This window comes from Neisseria perflava (assembly GCF_024170405.1).
GTDB lineage: Bacteria > Pseudomonadota > Gammaproteobacteria > Burkholderiales > Neisseriaceae > Neisseria > Neisseria perflava_B.
The window spans coordinates 89,489-108,965 of sequence record NZ_JALJYC010000004.1; the positions used below are offsets into that span (position 1 = coordinate 89,489).

General features: G+C 50.2%; 15 protein-coding genes and 2 tRNA genes. 5 read left to right on the plus strand and 12 right to left on the minus strand.

What is annotated here, in order from left to right; all coding sequences use genetic code 11:
* Nucleotides 1-4: 4 nt before the first annotated feature.
* The 6 genes from J2T37_RS02645 to metX form a co-directional block, all read right to left on the minus strand.
* A complete protein-coding gene (locus J2T37_RS02645) occupies nt 5-511 on the minus strand; it encodes a hypothetical protein (RefSeq protein WP_253353648.1) in 507 nt (168 codons plus the stop codon).
* Nucleotides 512-952: 441 nt separating this feature from the next.
* Nucleotides 953-1,810 (minus strand): ATP-dependent nuclease, encoded by an 858-nt coding sequence (locus tag J2T37_RS02650; RefSeq protein WP_253353649.1) that lies wholly within the window; start codon nt 1,808-1,810, stop codon nt 953-955.
* 101 nt (nt 1,811-1,911) lie between these two features.
* On the minus strand, nt 1,912-2,886 hold the full coding sequence (locus J2T37_RS02655) for a class 1 fructose-bisphosphatase (RefSeq protein ID WP_253353650.1): 975 nt from the start codon (nt 2,884-2,886) through the stop codon (nt 1,912-1,914).
* Nucleotides 2,887-3,077: 191 nt separating this feature from the next.
* Nucleotides 3,078-4,355, minus strand: a complete 1,278-nt coding sequence (locus tag J2T37_RS02660) for a NupC/NupG family nucleoside CNT transporter (RefSeq protein ID WP_253353651.1) — start codon at nt 4,353-4,355, stop codon at nt 3,078-3,080.
* Between the two features lie 185 nt (nt 4,356-4,540).
* Nucleotides 4,541-5,122 carry a methionine biosynthesis protein MetW gene (gene metW / locus J2T37_RS02665; protein WP_253353652.1) on the minus strand — a complete coding sequence of 194 codons (582 nt, stop codon included), beginning with the start codon at nt 5,120-5,122 and terminating at the stop codon, nt 4,541-4,543.
* A complete protein-coding gene (gene metX / locus J2T37_RS02670; RefSeq protein ID WP_253353653.1) occupies nt 5,119-6,258 on the minus strand; it encodes a homoserine O-succinyltransferase MetX in 1,140 nt (379 codons plus the stop codon). Before metX ends, metW begins: the two co-directional genes overlap by 4 nt.
* Before the next feature lie 229 nt (nt 6,259-6,487).
* Between metX and J2T37_RS02675 the strand changes: the two genes are divergently transcribed.
* From J2T37_RS02675 to pnuC, 4 genes are all read left to right on the plus strand, one after another.
* On the plus strand, nt 6,488-6,688 hold the full coding sequence (locus J2T37_RS02675) for a protein MIGRI (RefSeq protein ID WP_253353654.1): 201 nt from the start codon (nt 6,488-6,490) through the stop codon (nt 6,686-6,688).
* Between the two features lie 258 nt (nt 6,689-6,946).
* The gene (locus tag J2T37_RS02680) at nt 6,947-9,193 is read left to right on the plus strand and encodes a TonB-dependent siderophore receptor (protein WP_253353655.1); all 2,247 of its coding nucleotides are present in this window, start codon (nt 6,947-6,949) and stop codon (nt 9,191-9,193) included.
* Between the two features lie 109 nt (nt 9,194-9,302).
* Nucleotides 9,303-11,030: an ABC transporter ATP-binding protein/permease gene (locus J2T37_RS02685; protein ID WP_253353656.1), complete on the plus strand. Its 1,728-nt coding sequence runs from the start codon at nt 9,303-9,305 to the stop codon at nt 11,028-11,030.
* Between the two features lie 100 nt (nt 11,031-11,130).
* Complete coding sequence (pnuC, locus tag J2T37_RS02690) at nt 11,131-11,853, plus strand: nicotinamide riboside transporter PnuC (RefSeq protein ID WP_253353657.1); 723 nt, start codon at nt 11,131-11,133, stop codon at nt 11,851-11,853.
* Between the two features lie 72 nt (nt 11,854-11,925).
* On the opposite strand, the gene J2T37_RS02695 is transcribed toward pnuC, so the two are convergent.
* Together J2T37_RS02695 and ilvA are read right to left on the minus strand one after the other, a co-directional pair.
* Nucleotides 11,926-13,443 carry a cation:proton antiporter gene (locus J2T37_RS02695; RefSeq protein WP_253353658.1) on the minus strand — a complete coding sequence of 506 codons (1,518 nt, stop codon included), beginning with the start codon at nt 13,441-13,443 and terminating at the stop codon, nt 11,926-11,928.
* A 476-nt stretch (nt 13,444-13,919) separates the two neighbouring features.
* The gene (ilvA, locus tag J2T37_RS02700) at nt 13,920-15,446 is read right to left on the minus strand and encodes a threonine ammonia-lyase, biosynthetic (RefSeq protein ID WP_253353659.1); all 1,527 of its coding nucleotides are present in this window, start codon (nt 15,444-15,446) and stop codon (nt 13,920-13,922) included.
* A 366-nt stretch (nt 15,447-15,812) separates the two neighbouring features.
* Here ilvA and J2T37_RS02705 point away from each other — a divergent pair, with 366 nt between their 5' ends.
* Nucleotides 15,813-17,222 (plus strand): D-alanyl-D-alanine carboxypeptidase family protein, encoded by a 1,410-nt coding sequence (locus J2T37_RS02705; protein ID WP_253353660.1) that lies wholly within the window; start codon nt 15,813-15,815, stop codon nt 17,220-17,222.
* Nucleotides 17,223-17,405: 183 nt separating this feature from the next.
* Here the strand turns inward: J2T37_RS02705 and J2T37_RS02710 are convergent, their stop codons facing one another.
* The 4 genes from J2T37_RS02710 to J2T37_RS02725 all read right to left on the minus strand — a co-directional run bounded on the left by J2T37_RS02710 (nt 17,406) and on the right by J2T37_RS02725 (nt 19,458).
* Nucleotides 17,406-17,978: a 50S ribosomal protein L25/general stress protein Ctc gene (locus tag J2T37_RS02710; RefSeq protein WP_253353661.1), complete on the minus strand. Its 573-nt coding sequence runs from the start codon at nt 17,976-17,978 to the stop codon at nt 17,406-17,408.
* A gap of 139 nt (nt 17,979-18,117) precedes the next feature.
* Nucleotides 18,118-19,107, minus strand: coding sequence for a ribose-phosphate pyrophosphokinase (locus J2T37_RS02715; RefSeq protein ID WP_253353662.1), 990 nt, complete (start codon nt 19,105-19,107; stop codon nt 18,118-18,120).
* Nucleotides 19,108-19,295: 188 nt separating this feature from the next.
* Nucleotides 19,296-19,371, minus strand: a tRNA-Gln gene (locus J2T37_RS02720).
* A gap of 11 nt (nt 19,372-19,382) precedes the next feature.
* Nucleotides 19,383-19,458 (minus strand) — tRNA-Gln (locus J2T37_RS02725).
* Between the last annotated feature and the right edge of the window lie 19 nt (nt 19,459-19,477).

Here is a 19,477-nt window from a genome sequence, read left to right on the forward strand (position 1 = left end):
CAGGCTACGGCTTGCTACACATAAGATTCTCCAAAAACTCCCTTACCTTTGGATATTTTTTATCAGCATCTATTAATAAACTTGTCATTCTTTTATTGCCTGATATTTTAAATTGTGATGCTAGCCCTCCCTTCATGCTCGGAGTAGAAAAGCTCAGAGAACCCAATCCATCCGGATTCTTATCTTTTAACAAGTTATCCATTAATGCCAATATACCTTCATCAGCAAATCCTTTATTTGCTAATTTTTTCTCTAACTCCTTAAAAGAAAATTTAGATATAGATTCTTTTTTACTTAGTAATAAATTAGCAAGATAGAAAACTAACTCTGGATAAATAAAATCTTCTATTTCCAAATTACTTTTAACTTTTTGAAGCTTATCTGTATCAGGAATGTTTCCATCTCTCGTAGGAATAAATTCACATTTAATTTGGATATTTTTAAAATGACCCTGCTTCTTATGAATAATTTCATAACACTTCCTTCCTTCTTCGTCATTGTCAAATAGCAAAGTAATCTTTGGCTTTTTCGCTGAGTCTGAATACCAGCTTTCATAAAATTCTAATTCTCTATCATACTTTGAGACCCCTCCAATAGCTAATATCCTTTTTGTAGGAATGTTAAAAATTTTACATAATTCAATTATATACCTTTCATCACATTCCCCTTCTACAAATATATTATTAGTATCTAAAAGATCTGTTTTATCCTCCTCTAATCCTAGATATTCTCTAATCTTTTTGGCACCATCTTCCTCTGATAAATCAATAGAAATAGTATTAATTGGATTAATGAATTCTTTTGTTCTCTTATATAATTTTTCTTCACCAATTTTTTAATCTAATAAAATTACATTTATTAAACTAGATGAATCTATAAATTCAGGTGAATGAGTTGTCACAAAAACTTGGTGGCTTGTTGCAATGTTATTTAATTTTTCTTTTAACTTTAATTACAGCCCCCTATGAATAAATGCGTCTGGCTCATCTATACAGAAGATGACATGCTTAGATTTTGCAATTTTTTCAATAATTTTTTGATGTAGTAAAATAAAGCCTAATTTTTGTAGCCCAGATCCTTTGCTTTCATTATTAAACCCTGCTTTATCATCTATATAGAAATTAATATCTTCTGAAATTAAATCTTGAAATTTATTAACCTCCGCAGTGCTCCTAAATTCAACAGCCCAATTACTATTAAATTCTTGAAACAATGGGTTTATCTCTTCCGCCAATTGATTTAACACCTCAATTAATCCGTTATTGTACTCATCAAAAGAGGTTTTCAATTTTCCCTTAAGGCCTGAAAATCTGGCTTTATCAAATGCGATATCATAAACATCGTTAATTATTAGATTTATTAACTCAGGAAATGACACATTAATGGCGGGAATAAAAAGAAATACGAATTTCTCTAAAAACTTTCTAATATCCCCTTCATTTAGTGCTTCCTTTGGTTTTCTTTTGCCAATGCCATCCTTCCAGATAAACCCTTCCGTTTTAACATTAATTTCTCCGTTTAGAATTTGTATTTTCCGATTAATTTCATATATTTTACACGATGGATCCTCAAAATAAATCGTAATTTCAGTTGCAATAGACCCTCCTCTAGTATGCTGTTTTAGATATGGAACATCATTCTTAAATATATAGCTACCTGGATTAAAAAATAAGCTCAACACCCTTAAAACGTTTGTTTTCCCAACATTATTAGGGCCACAAATACTGATAAAATTATTGCTTGTATTAATATCTAATTCTATATTGTTAATAGATCTAAATCGTTTAACCCATATTTTCTTTATTTTCATAATAATCTCTCATAAAATTAAATTATCAAAAAAAGCCATCTGAAAACCAACACCCTATTTTCAGACGGCCTTTCCCTTTTATCTATTTAAATCCACACCCTTTACTGCTGGTGCAGCTTATTCACATACTCCACTTCTTCCTTGCTGCCCATTACCACCGCGACGCGCTGGTGCAGGCCGGTGGGTTGGATGTCGAGCATGCGCTCCAATGCGTTGCTGGCGGCGCCGCCGGCCTGTTCCATAATCAGGCTCATAGGGTTGGCTTCGTACATCAGGCGCAGTTTGCCGGGTTTGCTTAAATCGCGTTTGTCCTGCGGGTAGATAAAGACGCCGCTGCGCATAAGGATACGGTGGATTTCGGCCACCATGCTGGCGACCCAGCGCATATTGTAGTCTTTACCGCGCGGGCCGGTTTTGCCGGCCTGCAATTCGCTGATGTATTGCTGCATGGGCGGCAGCCAATGGCGCTGGTAGGCCATATTGATGGCAAATTCAGCGGCTTGCTCGGCGACTTGCGGGTTTTCTTTGGTAAGGATAAATTCGCCTTTTTCATTTAGGGTAAACACATACACGCCGTGTTTGAGGGTAAACACAAGCTGGGTTTGCGGGCCGTATAAGACATAGCCGCTGGCGGCTTGGTTGCTGCCTTTTTGCAGGAAGGATTCGGTGGTCAACTCGCCTGCGGGTTTGGGCAGGATGGAGAAAATCGTGCCGATGGAGAGGTTGATGTCGATATTGGATGAGCCGTCGAGCGGGTCAAACAAGACCAAATAGCCGCCGTTTTCATTGGCGGCGACAAAGGTATCTTCTTCTTCGCTCGCCATGCCGCCGACGTTGGGATTGGTTTTTAACACGTCAATCAGGATATTGTTGGCGATAACGTCTAATTTTTTCTGGTCTTCGCCTTGTACGTTGCCCGTACCGGCCATGCCCAATACGCCGGACAAATCGCCCAAGCGCACTTTGTCGCTGATGTCTTCGCAGGCAGCAACTACGGATGCTAAAACGCTGCCTAATTCGGCAGGAATATTGTATTGTTGCAGGTGTTGCGGTAAGAATTGTGCAAATGTTGTCATGTCAGATTCTTTCTATTTCTGTAATCATTCAAAATTAAACGGCATGCCGTCTGAACCTTGTAGCAGATTGTAATCCAAAACGGTGGCGTAATCCAATAGCGCAATGCCGTTTTGAAAGATATGAATGATATGCCTCAACAAAAAAACAGGCCGTCTGAAAAATCATTTCAGACGGCCTGTTTTTAAAGGAATCAGCCAATCACCGACGTACCCGACAAACCAATAAACAATCCGGCAATCACGGCGCTCATCAGGTTGGAGAGCGAACCGGCCAGCAGCGCTTTGAGCCCTAAGCGCGCTACGTCTTTGCGGCGGTTGGGCGCCATGATGTTGAGGCCGCCGACCAAAATGGCAATCGAGCCGAAGTTGGCAAAGCCGCACAGGGCAAAGGAGATAATCGCCTGCGTGCCCTCGCTGAGTTTGACTGCCGACTCGGGCAACAGATATTTGACAAACTCGGAATAGGCGACAAATTCATTAATTACCAATTTTTGCCCGATAAGCGAACCGGCAATCCCCGCTTCGTTCCACGGCACACCAATCAGCCAGGCCAGCGGCGAAAACAGCCAGCCCAAAATCATTTGCAGCGTCAAATCGCCGTGACCAAACAATCCGGCCACGCCGCCGATAATGCCGTTAACCAAAGCAATCAGGGCAACAAAAGCCAGCAGCGAAGCGCCTACGCAGATGGCGATTTGCGAACCGGTAATCGCGCCGCTGGTAGCCGCGTCGATGATGTTGGCTGATTTGTCGTCGTCTTCGTCACTTTCAATCGCGGCATCGGTTTTGATGGTTTCGGTTTCGGGTACCAATAATTTGGCAAACAGCAAGCCGCCCGGCGCCGCCATAAACGAGGCGGCAATCAGATACGGCAGCGGCACGCCCATCTGCGCATAGCCGCCCAATACCGAACCGGCCACGGAAGCCAAACCGCCGCACATAATGGCAAACAGCTCGGAAGTGGTCATATTTTTGATATACGGGCGCACCACCAGCGGCGCTTCGGTTTGGCCGACAAAAATATTCGCCGCAGCCGACATGGATTCGGCTTTGGATGTGCCCAACAGCTTTTGCAACGCGCCGCCAATCAAGCGGATAATCCAGCCCATCACGCCAACGTGGTACAACACCGCCACCAGCGAGGCGAAAAACACAATCATCGGCAACACGCGGAAGGCGAACACAAAACCGCCGCCGCCGAAAAGCTCAAACATTTTGTCCGACACCATGCCGCCGAGCAGAAAACTCACGCCCTCGTTGCCGTAAGAAATCACTTTGCTGACCGCATCCGACATGCCCAGCAGAATGCTGCGGCCGACCGGCACATACAGTACCAGCGCGCCCAGTAATACCTGAATCAAAAACGCCCCGGCCACGGTACGGATTTTGATGGCGCGGCGGTTGCTCGAACACAAAACCGCAACGGCAATCAACACTGCCATCCCTAACAGGCTGTTTAATATATTCATTTACACATCCTTAACTGTATCTGAAGATTTCAGACGGCATTATATAAACAATGTAGGTTTATTACAATTTATTGTTGGCCGCATAGGCGGCTAATCCGCCAATATCTGCGCGGAGTCAAATTCCGGATACGGCAAAGGCCGTCTGAATCCTGTGTTCAGACGGCCTTTGCCGTAAGCCTGTCTGGTCAGCCCACGCGGTAAAACGCCAGGCTGCCGAGCAGGTTCGGCAAATGCGCCACCCGCTTGTTGCCGGTCATCACGGCGCGCTCCAGTACTCGGATGTTGTTTTTGGCGCACAACAACTCGAAATCTTTGAGCGTGCACAAATGGATGTTCGGCGTATTGTACCAATGGTAGGGCATGCGCTCGGATACGGGCATTTTGCCGCCGAGGGCGATTTGCAGGCGGTTGTGCCAATAGCCGAAATTCGGAAAGGTTACAATCGCCTGCTTCGCCACGCGGGTCAGGCCGCGCAGGAACAATTCGGTATCGCGCATGGATTGGATGGTCTGGCTCAATACAATTACGTCAAACGTATTGTCGCCGAACTCCAGCAAACCGCGTTCCAAATTGGCCTGAATCACGTTGACACCGCGCGCAATCGAAGCAATCACGCCGTCGGTTTTGATTTCCACGCCGTAGCCGCTGCATTGCTTGTGTTCCACCAAAGCCGCCAGCAGTTCGCCGTCGGCGCAGCCCAAGTCGAGCACGCGGCTGCCGGCAGGAATCCAATCATAAATCAGTTGTAAATCGTCGCGTAAATTCATGATTGCACATCCTTAAACACATTGTTCATATACGCCGCCACCGCGCGGATATAGGCTTCGTCTTCCATCAAAAAAGCATCGTGGCCGTGCTTGGATTCAATTTCGATATATTGCACCGGCTTGCGGGCGGCAATCAGGGCTTTGACCAATTCTTTGGAACGCGCGGGCGAAAAGCGCCAGTCGCTGCTGAAGCTGGCGACAAAAAATTTGGCCTGCACGTTTTGCAGCGTGCGCGTCAGGTTGCCGCCAAAATCAGCGGCGGGGTCGAAATAATCCAGCGCTTTGGTCATTAAAAGATAAGTATTGGCATCGAAACGGCCGGAGAATTTGTCGCCCTGATAGCGCAGATAGGATTCCACTTCAAATTCCACGCCGTAGCCGTATTGATAGCCGTCGGAACGCAGCTCGCGGCCGAATTTGGCGCCCAAGCCGTCTTCCGCCAGATAGGTGATGTGCCCCATCATGCGGGCAATGCGCAGCCCCCGGCGCGGGATGGTTTTGGCGCGGGTGTAGTTGCCTTCGTTAAAATCGGGGTCGGTCAGAATGGCTTGGCGCGCCACGTCGTTAAAGGCGATGTTTTGCGTGGAGAGTTTGGGCGCGGAAGCGATGACCAGCGCGTGTTTCAGGCGGTCGGGGTAGTCAATCGCCCATTGCAGCGCCTGCATGCCGCCCAAGCTGCCGCCGACCACGGCCGCCCATTGGCTGATACCAAAATAGTCGGCCAACGCCGCCTGTGATTTGACCCAGTCTTTTACCGTAACCATCGGAAAATCCGCGCCATATTCGCGGCCGGTTTCCGGGTTTTCCGATACCGGGCCGGTGCTGCCGTGGCAGCCGCCCAGATTGTTCAGCCCCACCACAAAAAAACGCTCGGTATCAATCGGTTTGCCGGGGCCGACCATGTTGTCCCACCAGCCGGGATGTTTGTCTTCGGGCGTGTAGTAGCCCGCCACATGATGGTTGCCCGATAGGGCGTGGCAAATCAAAATGGCGTTGCTTTTGTCGGCATTGAGTATGCCGTAGGTTTCCACCATCAAATCGAAGCGCGGCAGCGTGTGCCCGTCGGCCAGCGCCAACGGCATTTCAAACGGAATTTTCTCGGGCTTGACGATGCCCACCGATCCATTTTTCATCATGATTCTTCCAAGGTGTGCGGCAAAAACGGTATTATAACGATTCAAACGGCGTTTTGCACAATATCAAGGCCGTCTGAATCCGTTTGGGCAAACGGTTTGCCGCCGGCCGCGCCGTAAAACCGCCGCTGCACCGTTTACCCGACCTGACGACCCGATACCTGCCGCCTGCCCGCTGCGCCGCAACCTCCGCCGTTTCAGATGGCCTCTGCTCCGAAAGATACCAGCCCCCATGATAGGCCGCCTACTCCGCCTTTTCTTTTTCTTTGCGCTTGTGGCGCTGATTGTCAGCCGCCTGTTTAACCGCAGGCAAAAACGCGCCTTGCGCGAAGTCATGCAAATCAGCGCCTGGGTATTGCTCGGCGCAGCAGCAGCAACTTTGATTTGGTATTTGATGTTGCTTTATTTCAAGCATATTCCCGATTCTTACTAAATCCGTCGCCACCCCATCCCGCTGGTTAACAAAGCCGTCTGAAATTTTTTCATACGGCCTTTTTGATAAATGATTCATTTATTGATTATTTTTAACGAAAATAAAATTTGTTGTCATTATGCAACTAAAGATAAAAAATTTGTGTGCTAATTTTTGATTCCAATTCCTAATAATAATAAAATAACAAAACTTCATACGCATTTAATTGCATTGTCCTAAAACTACAACCTGTTATTTATTCTAAGAGATTTGCCCATTATGCCAACCTCAACCACCCGTCCCGCTTTCCGGCTATCCGTCCTTTCCTTACTGCTGCTGGCCGCTGCCCCGGCCTTTGCCGACGACACAGCCGCCGACAAAGAAAAAAACGCGGCGCAGACCGAGCTGAAAACCGTGAACGTCAGTGGCCAAAACCGCTCCACCCGCACGGAAAACCGCGACAGCTACACCACTTCCGCCATGCGCACCACCACCGGTTTGGCGCTGTCGCCGAAAGAGACGCCTCAATCGGTGAGCGTGATTACCAAAACCCAACTGGAAGACCAAAACATCAGCACCATGGAAGACGCGCTGAAAACCACCACTGGCGTCAACGTGGTCAAAGATTCCGGCCGCTACCGCTATCTGTCGCGCGGTTTCTACATCAACCAAATCGAGGAAGACGGCCTAGCCACCACCGTGGCCGGCGGCGCGTCGGGCAATCCCTACCGCGATTCGCAGAGCATGACCGATTTGGCGGTGTACGACCACATCGAAGTGGTGCGCGGCGCCACCGGCCTGACCCAGTCCAACAACGAACCGGGCGGTACAATTAACGCCGTACGCAAAAAACCGACCGCGCAAACCCAGCGCAGCGTCTCTTTGAGCGCCGACCGCTTCGGCACGGTTCGGGGCGTGGGTGACCTCTCCGGCCGCCTCAACGAAGCCAAAACCCTGCGCGGGCGCATGGTCGGCGTATTGGAACGCGACAATAGTTTCAAAGACAATGTGGACGGCAAAAAGGGCATGCTCTACGGCGTATTGGAAGCCGATGCGGGCGAAAACACCAAACTCACCGCCGGTGTTATGTACCAGCGCAACGAATACACGCCCGACAATTTCGGCGTGCCAATGGGCGTAAACGGCGGCGAATCCGGCCTGTCGCGCGATACTTATCTGGGCTACGATTGGAACAACGCCGTTTATAAAAAATTTAACGTCTTCGCCGAAGCTGAACATTATTTTAACGATGATTGGAAGCTGACCGCCAAAATCAACCATTACAACAACGATTCCGACAACCGTTTCGGCGCCATCTACAACAGCTCAACCAGCTATACCGGCCTGACCGCCAACGGCACGCTCAGCACGCAAAACCTGCAACGCTATGTCAACAAAGGCAAGCAGACCGCGTTGCAATTAAACTTAAACGGCAAATACTACCTGCTCGGCCGCAGCCACGACTTATTCTTGGGCTACACCTACTCGCACGAGAAAAACGACACCACTTGGCAGCGCATCCGCAACAGCAGCGCATACAGCCCGTTTACCTTTACCGGTACCGAAATCGCCTCGCCCGACTGGTCGCAATACAATGACCAAGTGTTCTACAAATCCAGTATCAGCTCCAACGCCTTTATGATGGGCACGCGCTTTAATCCGACCGACAAGCTGCACATCATCGCCGGTACGCGCTACACCCGCTGGCGCGCCAGCAGCCTGACCGACTACAACTGGTGGAACAGCAAAGCCGATTCGGATACTGATGAATATGTGGCTAACAGTAAAAACCGTTTTATCCCCTACTTCGGCATAACCTACGACATCACGCCGCAGCAAAGCGTGTATGCCAGCTACACCAGCATTTTCAAACCGCAGACCAATTTGGATTACTACGGCAAAATGCTCGACCCGCTTATGGGCATCAACTATGAAATCGGCTGGAAAGGCGAATGGTTCAACCGCACGCTGAACACCTCTGTGGCGCTCTTTCACGTGACCCAAAAAAACCGCCCAATTTACGTAACCGACCAAAGCCACAAAAACGGCGGCTACTACACTTCCTTGGGTGAAGTGCGCAGCCAGGGCTTTGACGTGGAAGCTTCCGGCAACCTGACGGAAAACTGGAAAGTGTTTGCCGGCTACACCTTCAACAACAGCAAATACCGCCAAACCGAAAGCAGCCGCTACACCGCCGCCAGCAATTTCAGCGTGTTTACCCCGCGCCATATGTTCCGCCTGTACACCAGCTACCGTTTGCCGGGCAAGGCCAACAAATGGACCATTGGCGGCGGCATGACGGTGCAAAGCGAAACCACCAGCATTTACAGCGTGCATCAGGGCGGCTACACGCTGTTTAACGCCAACGTGCAGTACGAGCCGACCAAAAACCTGCAACTGGCCTTGGTCGGCAGCAACCTGACCGACAAGCGTTATTATGAAAACAACCGCGTTCGCACGCTGGGCATGAACAACTTCTACGGCACACCGCGCAATGTGGCTTTCAAATTGAATTGGAAATTCTAAAGCCGTCTGAAAAACACCAAGGCGCGCCTTTGCGTCTAAGCCGTGAGGCCGTCTGAAGTATATTTCAGACGGCCTCACGGCTCTATCCTTTCCCTGTACAATACCCGCCATGAATACCCTCAAACGCTTCTTTTCACTCGCCGCCCCGTTTTGGTTTCGCCAAACCCAATGGCGCGAATGGCTGCTGCTGGCGGCGGTGGTCGGTTTTTCCCTAGGCGTGGTGCAGGTCAGCGTTAAAATTACCGCTTGGAACAAAACCTTTTACGACGCGCTGGCCGATTTCAACGGTGCCGTCATGCCCGCGCTGATTGCCGAGTTTCTCGGCTACATCGCCTTAGTCACGGCCTTTGTGGTGTGCGGCAACTGGCTGCGCAAAACGCTGCTGCTGCGCTGGCGCACCCATCTGACGCAGCAATTCGAGCGGCAATGGCTGGCGCAAGGCCGCCACTACCGCCTGCAAATCACAGGCGAGCCGGACAATCCCGACCAGCGAATTGCCGAAGATGTGTATCTGCTATCAGAAAAAAGCATTGATTTATTTAAATATTTCATCATGAATGCAGCCAAGTTGGGCGCATTCGTGGCGGTTTTGTGGCAGCTTTCGGGCGTGCAGACCTTTCAAATCGGCGGCAAAACGCTGACGGTTTACGGCTATCTGGTGTGGGTAGCGCTGGTATGGTCGGCATTGTGTACCCTTGCCACCCACCTTATCGGGCGCAAACTGCAAGTGCTGAATGTCGAGCGCCAACACCGCGAGGCCGACTACCGCGCCACGCTGCTGCGCATTCGCGACCACAGCGAACAAATCGCGCTCTATCGCGGCGAAGCAGCGGAGCAAGGCCGTCTGAACGGGCATTTTTCGCGGATTCAAAGCAACTGGAGGCAGCTTATCGGGCGCGAGTTTAAGCTGGAAACCTTTACCGCCGCTTACCTGCGCCTGAGCATGTTTATCCCGATTATCGCCACGCTGCCGATGTATCTGGCCAAAACGATGACTTTCGGCGACATGATGCAGGCCAGAAGCGCGTTTGGAAATGTACAGGACGGCTTCGGCTGGTTTATGGACTACTATAAACGCATTATCGAATGGGCGGCGGTGGTCGAGCGTTTGGCCGGTTTTCAGACGGCCTTGGCGCAGGTATCGGGCGATGAACCGCCGCCGCATGACATCCTCACGCCGTCTGAAACTGTTTCAAACACCACGTCAAGCAAACACGCACCGTCGCTGCTGACCGTGCAAAATCTAACCGTCCACACCGCCGAAGGCCGCGTGCTGCTGCAAAACCTGTCCGCACACGCCGCCCCGCGCGAATGGCTGCTGCTGGACGGGCGCAGCGGTATCGGCAAATCCACCCTGCTGCGGGTGTTGGCCGGATTATGGCCGTATTATCGGGGGCATTTTCAGACGGCCGCCGACGCGCTTTTCCTGCCGCAACGCCCCTATCTGCCGCAAGACAGCTTGCGCCGCCTACTGGCCTATCCCCGCGCGCCGCTGCCCGATGACGAAACGCTGAAACACATTCTGCGTCAAGTCGGTTTGGCACAGCTGGCCGACAGCCCGCCCGATGAGATACGGGAATGGCATAAAATCCTATCCGGCGGCGAACAGCAACGCCTCAGCCTCGCCCGTGCCCTGCTGCACCGCCCCGCCGTTTTGCTGCTGGACGAAGCCACCAACCAGCTGGATGACGACTCAGCTTTGGCTTTAATGCAGCTGCTGCAAAGCGAACTGCCGGATACCGCCGTCATTGCCGTCAGCCACCAAGCCGATGTCAAGAAACTGTTTGATACCCGCTTGGATTTGACGGCGTTTGCCACCGGCGGAGAGGCCGTCTGAAACGCTGTTTTTCAGACGGCCTGCCATGCGATAAACGAATATTCCGCCATTGCAAGCGGTGTTATATACTGATGCCGTTTAAGTTTTAAAGGAGAAAACAATGTGGCAATGGTTGAAAAGCGAATTGTTTGATGGCTGGACAAAATTTGAAGCGGTCTGGCTGATGCTGTTTCTGGCGATTCAAATCGCTGTTTTTGTGATTCAACCCGATTCCCTGCTGGCGACCATCGCCGCGATTACCGGCATTTTGTGCGTGGTGTTTGTCGGCAAAGGCAAAATCAGCAATTACTTTTTCGGGCTGATTTCCGTATCGCTGTATGCATATATTTCCTACACCTATACGCTGTACGGCGAAATGATGTTGAACCTGCTGGTGTATGTACCGGTGCAATTTATCGGCTTTGCCGCCTGGCGCCGCCACATGACGCGCGAGCATACCGCCAATGCCGCACATGCTGAGGAAGTCGTTGCCAAAGCGCTGAATGCGAAACAATGGCTGATAGTCATCGCCGCTTCGGTGGTCGGCACGCTGGCCTACATTGAGCTGCTCCGCTGGCTGGGCAGCGCCTTGCCCGCTTTGGACGGGGTAACGGTGGTAATTTCCATCGTGGCGCAGATTTTGATGGTATTGCGCTACCGCGAGCAATGGCTGCTGTGGATTGCGACTAATATCCTGACCATTTCGCTGTGGGCTGTGGTGTGGGTAAAAAACGGCGAAACCAGCCTGCCGCTGCTGCTGATGTATTGCATGTATTTGTGCAATTCAATTTACGGCTATTACAACTGGGCAAAAATGGTGAAAATGCAGCGTTCTGCGGTCTAGGATCTACCAAGGCAAAAATGCCGTCTGAAAAATTTTTCAGACGGCATTTGTTTAACAGCACATCATCAATGGTTAAAAATTGTCCGGATGTTCCAAGCGTTCCATTTCTTCGCGGATTTCCGCCACGGTCGGTACGCTTTCGCCTTTTTCAGTATCGGCGTGGCTCATTTTTTCCACCAGCGTTTGCGGCTCATACACCGTCAACACTTCGCTGCCGTCGGCTGCGGTGCTGACGACATATTGGAAGCCTTGGCGGTTCAATTTATGGCACATGCGCTGATACCAACCGGCAAAGCCTTCTTTAGGCTCGTTTTCATTGTGGTAAAACGCATTCATAACCTGCGGCAAACCCAAACCGCACACCACGCCCGAGAGCAAAACGGCGATAAAGGTGTAGCCGATAAGAATATCGCTATACGGTTGCAAAACCTCGACGGTAGTGGCTACCGCCAATACCAGCGCCAGTGAAATGCCGCCGCGCACGCCGCCCCACGACAAAATCGTCAAACTGCCGTTAAAACTTTTGCGCCGCACGCTCGGGAAGAAGGCAAAGGCCAAAAAGTTGCCGGCAAAACGGGCGATGTGCAGAAAAATAAACGATGCAATGCCGCCCAGCAGCAGGGTCATATCAAAATCAACGATAAACAGTTCCAAACCAATCAAGGTAAACAGGAATGCATTAATAATGCCTTCCACCAAATGCCAGAAATGGTTGACTTCATTGATGTCTTTTTGCGACAAGATTTCCTGCCATTTGTTACCGACCACCAAACCGGCCACCACGCAGGCAATCGGCGCGGACGCATGCGACAGCAGCGCCACCAGATAAGAGCCGGTTGCCAGCAGGCCGGTGGTCATAATCAGCGATTCGATGCTTTGTTTCAGGCGCAGAATCAATAGCGTAACTTTACCGGCGACAAACCCGATTAATACGGCCACCACCACCTCCATCAGCAGCAGGCCGGTCACGCCGCCGACGGTAACCGTGCCGCCTTCGGCCAATTTCAAAATCGCCATAAACAAGGCGATACACATCGCGTCGTTAAACAGCGATTCGCCTTCGAGCTTCACCATCAGATGATGCGGCGCGCGTACCGAGCCGAGCACGCCTTTGATACCGACCGGATCGGTTGCACCCAAAGCCGCCCCCATCAACAGCACGATGGTAAAATTGATGTCTTTATAGCCGATTGCCCACAAGAAGGCATAAGTCAGGCCGGAATAGATAAGGGCGCACAGCAGCAGCGCCAAAGTTGCCAGAATACCGATGGGTTTCCAGTATTTTTTCAAGTCGGACGCTTTAAATTTCAACGCCGAGGCCATCAGAATAAAACAGATTACGCCGTTGACCAGAAAGTCATAAAAATTGAATCCGCGCACCACGGCTTCGATTTTGTCGATATTGATGGACACAACATCGCTTTGATTCATCAAACCGGCCGACCATTGCAGCAGAAACACAAACCACGCCGAGACAATCGGTACGCCAATGGCGTCGGGCAGCCCTAAGCGGTGTTTGTTAAACAGCGTTGTCGCCATCGACAACAGGAAAATCACGACTAATGCTTCAAGGAAAAGATAACTGCCCATCGGCACTCCTTTATTGTTATGGATTGATGTGTATCGCCGAGCAACTCGCATACATACAGCCATCTGATGTTTGTATGCATGCACAGTTTATCGGTCATATGGTGAAATAAGTAAAAAACCAAACCGCGTAGGTTGGGATGAAATCCCAACGGGCATTTAGGCAAATTTTGGGTTTACAACCCAACCTACGCCGTATCTATGGTTTGGTTTCCAATTAATCGTACTATGAAATGCGTATTTTAGCGGATTGGCGCCGTTTATCGTAAAAAAATCAGAGGCCGTCTGAAAATCATTTTCAGACGGCCTCGTCAGATATAGTAGTTTCAATTTAGTTTGAGACAAGGCAGCAAGCCGCAGACAGTAAGATAGTACGGGTCGGCGAGACTTGCTGCTTCGGCAGCTTAGTCAAGCCTCCTCTTTGAGCAAGGCGCAGCAACGCTGTATCAAACTAAAGTGGAACGACTATACAACCGGATTTACGACAAAAACAGCCGATAAGCAGCATTGTCGGTTTCATCATGATGGATGTAACCCAAGCTGTCGAGGAAGGTATCAAATGCCGCGCTGTCTTGCGGCGGCACGTCAATGCCGACCAAAATACGGCCGTAGTCCGCGCCGTGGTTGCGGTAATGGAACAAGGTCAGGTTCCAATCGCTCTTCATGTGGTTGAGAAAATCCGCCAGCGCGCCCGGGCGTTCGGGGAACTCAAAGCTGTAAAGGCGCTCGTTGGCGACTTTATCCGTGCGGCCGCCGACCATATAGCGGATGTGGATTTTAGCGATTTCGTTGTCGGTCAAATCTTGGTTGGGCAAACCAGCGGCGTTCAGTTGCTTACTGATAACTGCCAAATCTTTCGAACCGGCCGTCTGAATACCGACAAAAATATGCGCCTGCTTGTCGTCGCCGTAGCGGTAGTTGAACTCGGTAATATTGCGGTCGCCCAACACATTGACAAACTCGCGGAAACTGCCCGGCTGCTCGGGAATGGTAACGGCGAAAATGCCTTCGTTACCCTCGCCCAACTCGCTGCGCTCAGAGACATGGCGCAAGCGGTGGAAATTCATATTCGCGCCGCTGACAATGGCAATCAGGTTTTGGTTTTCGGCACGGCTGCGCGCCACATATGCTTTCAAACCGGCCAAGGCCAGCGCACCGGCAGGCTCGGCAATGCTGCGGGTGTCGTCGAAAATATCTTTAATCGCGCCGCATACCGCGTCGGTATCAACGGTAATAATGTCATCCAACAAATCATTGCACAAGCGGAAAGTTTCTTCACCCACCACTTTTACCGCCGTGCCGTCTGAAAACAGGCCGACATCTTTCAAAGCCACGACCTTACCCGCTGCTACGGATTGCTTCATGTCGCAAGAATCATCGGTTTGCACGCCGATAACCTTGATATCTGGGCGCACTTGTTTGAGGAACACCGCCACACCCGCCGCCAAGCCGCCGCCGCCGATGGGTACAAACACTGCGTCGATTTTATCCGCGCGTTGGCGCACGATTTCCATACCGATGGTACCTTGTCCGGCAATTACATCGGAGTCGTCAAACGGCGCAATATAGGTCAAACCGTCTCGTTTGACCAATTCGACCGCATGGTCATAGGCATCGTTAAACGACACGCCTTTCAGCACTACTTCGCCGCCACGGTTTTTCACTGCGTCGATTTTAATCTGCGGCGTGGTTTCCGGCATCACAATCACGGCGCGGCAGCCCAAACGCTGCGCCGACATCGCCACGCCCTGCGCATGGTTGCCCGCGCTGGCGGTAATCACGCCACAGGCGAGCATTTCTTTGGGCAAGTTTGCCATTTTGTTGTAAGCACCACGGATTTTAAAGGAAAAGACCGGCTGCAAGTCTTCACGCTTGAGCATAATATTGTTTTTCAAGCGCACAGACAGGCCGCGTGCCTGCTCCAGCGGGGTTTCAACGGCCACATCATAAACGGAGGCTGTCAGGATACGGATAAGATAATCGGAATAGGAAAGTCGCGTGTTCATGATAATGTAGTAATGTAAATGCTGTTGTTTATTGTCCGTAAGGTAAGCAGCGGCAAGAGGCAGCGCTGTTTACCCGTATTCGGATAAATCATTTCAAAGCGTGTCAATAAAGGGACACGAAAGGTTAAACCATACCCCCGAGGCCGTCTGAAAGCAAGAAAAATCTTAGCAAATCAAGCATGAGTCGGTATAATGTCGGCCGTATGTCCTTAAGCCTGAATGCTGCGATATTAAGCTATTACCATGATTCTTATGATTAATGGCAAAACACACATCACGCAGCACCCGGCATGATTGATTTTCAGACGGCATTTGCCCGTTCTCCCTTTTTCTGCAAACGCCCGCAAACGGATTAACCCCATAGTGATGAAGAAAACCTTACTCAGCCTGACGCTTGCTTCCCTGCTTGCCGGTCAGAGCGTAACTGCTGCGCCGCAAAAAACGGCGTCGGCTCCTCAAAACCCTGCCTCCGCAGCCGCTTCAGAGCCAGCCAACCAAGCCGCCTCAGCCGTGCAACCGGAAACGCTCATGCCCGGCATCAACAGCCCGACCACGCCGCCCGATATTGCGGCGACTGCCTACATCGTCAAAGATTTGTACAGCAATCAAGTATTGGCATCCAATAGTGCCGATACGCCTATCGAACCTGCTTCGCTTACCAAAATGATGACGGCTTATCTGGCGTTTAAGGCATTGGATAACGGCACGTTAAAAGCCGATCAAATGCTGACCGTTTCCGACGTCGGTTGGAAAGTGGAAGGCTCGCGCATGTTCCTCAACCCGAAAATTCCCGTCAGCGTCAGCGACCTGATTAAAGGGATGGTTGTCCAATCCGGTAACGATGCCGCCATTACGCTGGCCGAAGCGATGGGCAACGGTTCGGTTGATGAGTTTGTCAAACAGATGAATGAAGAAGCCAAACAGCTGGGCATGAGCAAAACCCATTTCAACAATCCCACCGGCCTGACATCAGGAGGACATGTTTCGACCGTAACCGACATGGCGACGCTGGCTTCCGCCTTAATCAAAGATTATCCGAAATACTATCCCGTATTTTCAATCAAATCGTTCAAATACAACGGTATCGAGCAACCCAACCGTAACTTGCTGCTCTTTCGCGATTCCAACGTGGACGGCCTGAAAACCGGGCATACCGAAAGCGCGGGCTATAATTTGGCCGCTTCCAGCAAACGCAACGGCCGCCGTATCGTATCGGTTGTCGTCGGCACCGAATCCACCGAAGCGCGCGCTTCCGAAAGCAGCAAGCTGCTCAATTGGGCGTTGCAAGCATTTGATACGCCTAAGCTGTATAACGCCGGCGAAGCCATCTCCCAAGTAAAGGTCTATAAAGGCAGCAGCAATGCGGTCAACATCGGTTTTAACGACGTGACTTATGTAACCATTCCGCACGACAGCGGCAACAGTATCAAACCGATTCTAGAAACTGTTCAGCCGGTATTGGCACCGATTCAAAAAGGCCAGGTATTGGGAAAATTAAAAATCATGAAAGGTAATGAAGTACTTGCCGAAAAAGATGTGGTTGCCCTAAATGCCGTTGATGAAGCAAACTGGTTCGGCCGTACCTGGGACAGTATTGTCTTATGGTTTAAAACCACATTTGGCAGCAGCGTCAGCGAGAAACCGGCTGCTGGGAAACCGGCTGCTCAAGACAAAAAAACTACACCGCAAGTTCAAAAGACCACCCAGGCTACGGCTGCTTCCTCTGAGCAAACTCAGACACCGCCGCAGCCTGCAGCTTCTGCACCGCAAAAATAAAGCGGCACAGCTGAAAAGGCCGTCTGAACAATTAAAACCATACCTTATCGGATGTGTTTTTGATTTTTCAGACGGCCTTTTACCTTCTATTGGCATTTAACTTTTGAAATGCCTGTATTTGACAGCCAAATTCCAGATGTACAAAAAGCCCGCCATTGCGACGGGCTTTTTGTACAATCAAAATTAGCGTTTTTTACCGGTAACGGTTGCAACAGCCAAGTTTTCATCACGTTTCAGAGAAACGCTTTCTACGCCTTCCGGCAGTTTGATGTCGGACAAGTGCAGAATGTCGCCGGCTACAACAGATGCGCAATCCAGTTCCAAGAAAGCCGGAATATTCGCAGGCAGAGCCAATACTTCAACAGAAGTGTTCAGCAGAGAAACACGACCGCCTTGCAGTTTAACGGCTTGAGAGTTTTCAGCATTCACGATGTGCAGCGGTACGCGGATACGTACGATTTGATCGGCTTTAACGGCTTGGAAGTCGATGTGTTGCACTTCACGACGGAACGGGTGCATTTGGAAATCGCGCACGATAACGTCTTGAGTGGCACCGTTCAAAGACAGTTTAATCAAAGCGGTGTGGAAAGATTCTTTTTCCAATGCGTAGAATACGGTTTTGTGATCGACAGAGATCGCAACCGGCTCTTGGCCTTCACCGTACAGAATCGCAGGGATTTGACCTTCGCGACGCAGGCGGCGGCTCGCACCAGTGCCTTGAGCTTCACGAACGGCAGCTTGAATTTCGTATGACATAATAAAAGTCCTAATTAAAAAATAAAAATAACGTACCGAAGTACAGAAAATCGCCATCATCGGCCGCGACCAGCTTAAGACGGCATGGCTTAAAATCACCTGTATCTTTAAAAGATACAGGTGGCTTTTAATTCGTTATTTACGGCAGATAAACCCCACCGCCCATGACTTCCAATTCTTCATTGAACAGGTAAGACACAGATTCTTCGTTACTGATACGGCGCACCGTTTCGGCCAGCAGACCGGCCAAAGTTACCTGACGGATACGCTCACATTTTTTCGCTTCTTCCGACAACGGAATAGTATCAGTTACCACCACTTGGTCAATATCGGACGAAGCAATACGCTTAATGGCTTCACCGGAGAATACGGCATGCGAAGCATAAGCCAATACGCGCTCGGCACCGCGTTCTTTCAAAGCGGATGCCGCTTTGCACAAGGTATTGGCGGTATCAATCATATCGTCAACAATCAGGCAGGTACGACCTTGAATATCGCCAATGATGTTCATCACTTCGGCAACATTGGCTTTCGGACGGCGTTTGTCGATAATCGCCAAATCCACATTCAACGATTTAGCAACAGCGCGTGCACGAACTACGCCACCAACATCCGGACTAACCACAATCAGGTTTTCAATGCGCTGCTGACTGATGTCATTGAGTAAAATCGGAGTAGCGTAAATATTATCTACTGGAATATCAAAGAAACCCTGAATTTGGTCGGCATGCAGGTCAACCGTCAACACACGATCAATACCGGCGGAATACAGCATATTGGCGACCAATTTAGCCGAAATCGGCACGCGTACAGAACGCGGACGACGGTCTTGGCGAGCATAACCGAAATACGGAATGGCGGCGGTAATACGACCGGCAGAAGCACGTTTGAGCGCATCGGCCATGGTCAGAATTTCCATCAGGTTGTCATTGGTCGGCGCACAAGTCGGCTGCAAAATAAATACGTCGCGACCACGGACGTTTTCCAAGAGTTCAACGGCCACTTCGCCGTCTGAAAATTTGGTTACGGAGGCATCCCCCAATGAAATGCCCAGATGTTTTACCACGCGTTGCGCCAATTCCGGATTTGCATTACCGGTAAACACCATCAAATTATCATATGCGGCCATATCTTCTTCACCTGAATTTACGTTGAATTTTTGCTCGGAAAACATCATGCTTCCTTCTGCGCTACGGCTGGAATGCCCAAGGCCGACATTATACGCAGAAATTCCGCACAAAACAAAGTATCATGCTGAATTTTATTGCACAAACTGCAACATAAAAGAGCGTGTAAGATAGCTTACACGCTCTCGTATGGCTGGGGAGGAAGGATTCGAACCTTCGCATGCTGGATTCAGAATCCAGAGTCTTAACCGCTTGACGACTCCCCAAAATAAGGGGCTGGCTGGGGAGGAAGGATTCGAACCTTCGCATGCTGGAATCAAAATCCAGTGTCTTAACCGCTTGACGACTCCCCAACAAGGTTGTGGCTGGGGA

Coding starts and splice junctions, on each gene's coding strand:
- J2T37_RS02705 (WP_253353660.1), top strand. CDS start 15,813: ATGAAGAAAACCTTACTCAGCCTGACGCTTGCTTCCCTGCTTGCCGGT.
- ilvA (WP_253353659.1), bottom strand. CDS start 15,446: ATGAACACGCGACTTTCCTATTCCGATTATCTTATCCGTATCCTGACA.
- J2T37_RS02675 (WP_253353654.1), top strand. CDS start 6,488: ATGATAGGCCGCCTACTCCGCCTTTTCTTTTTCTTTGCGCTTGTGGCG.
- J2T37_RS02680 (WP_253353655.1), top strand. CDS start 6,947: ATGCCAACCTCAACCACCCGTCCCGCTTTCCGGCTATCCGTCCTTTCC.
- pnuC (WP_253353657.1), top strand. CDS start 11,131: ATGTGGCAATGGTTGAAAAGCGAATTGTTTGATGGCTGGACAAAATTT.
- J2T37_RS02650 (WP_253353649.1), bottom strand. CDS start 1,810: ATGAAAATAAAGAAAATATGGGTTAAACGATTTAGATCTATTAACAAT.
- J2T37_RS02715 (WP_253353662.1), bottom strand. CDS start 19,107: ATGGCCGCATATGATAATTTGATGGTGTTTACCGGTAATGCAAATCCG.
- J2T37_RS02710 (WP_253353661.1), bottom strand. CDS start 17,978: ATGTCATACGAAATTCAAGCTGCCGTTCGTGAAGCTCAAGGCACTGGT.
- metW (WP_253353652.1), bottom strand. CDS start 5,122: ATGAATTTACGCGACGATTTACAACTGATTTATGATTGGATTCCTGCC.
- J2T37_RS02655 (WP_253353650.1), bottom strand. CDS start 2,886: ATGACAACATTTGCACAATTCTTACCGCAACACCTGCAACAATACAAT.
- J2T37_RS02660 (WP_253353651.1), bottom strand. CDS start 4,355: ATGAATATATTAAACAGCCTGTTAGGGATGGCAGTGTTGATTGCCGTT.
- J2T37_RS02685 (WP_253353656.1), top strand. CDS start 9,303: ATGAATACCCTCAAACGCTTCTTTTCACTCGCCGCCCCGTTTTGGTTT.
- metX (WP_253353653.1), bottom strand. CDS start 6,258: ATGATGAAAAATGGATCGGTGGGCATCGTCAAGCCCGAGAAAATTCCG.
- J2T37_RS02695 (WP_253353658.1), bottom strand. CDS start 13,443: ATGGGCAGTTATCTTTTCCTTGAAGCATTAGTCGTGATTTTCCTGTTG.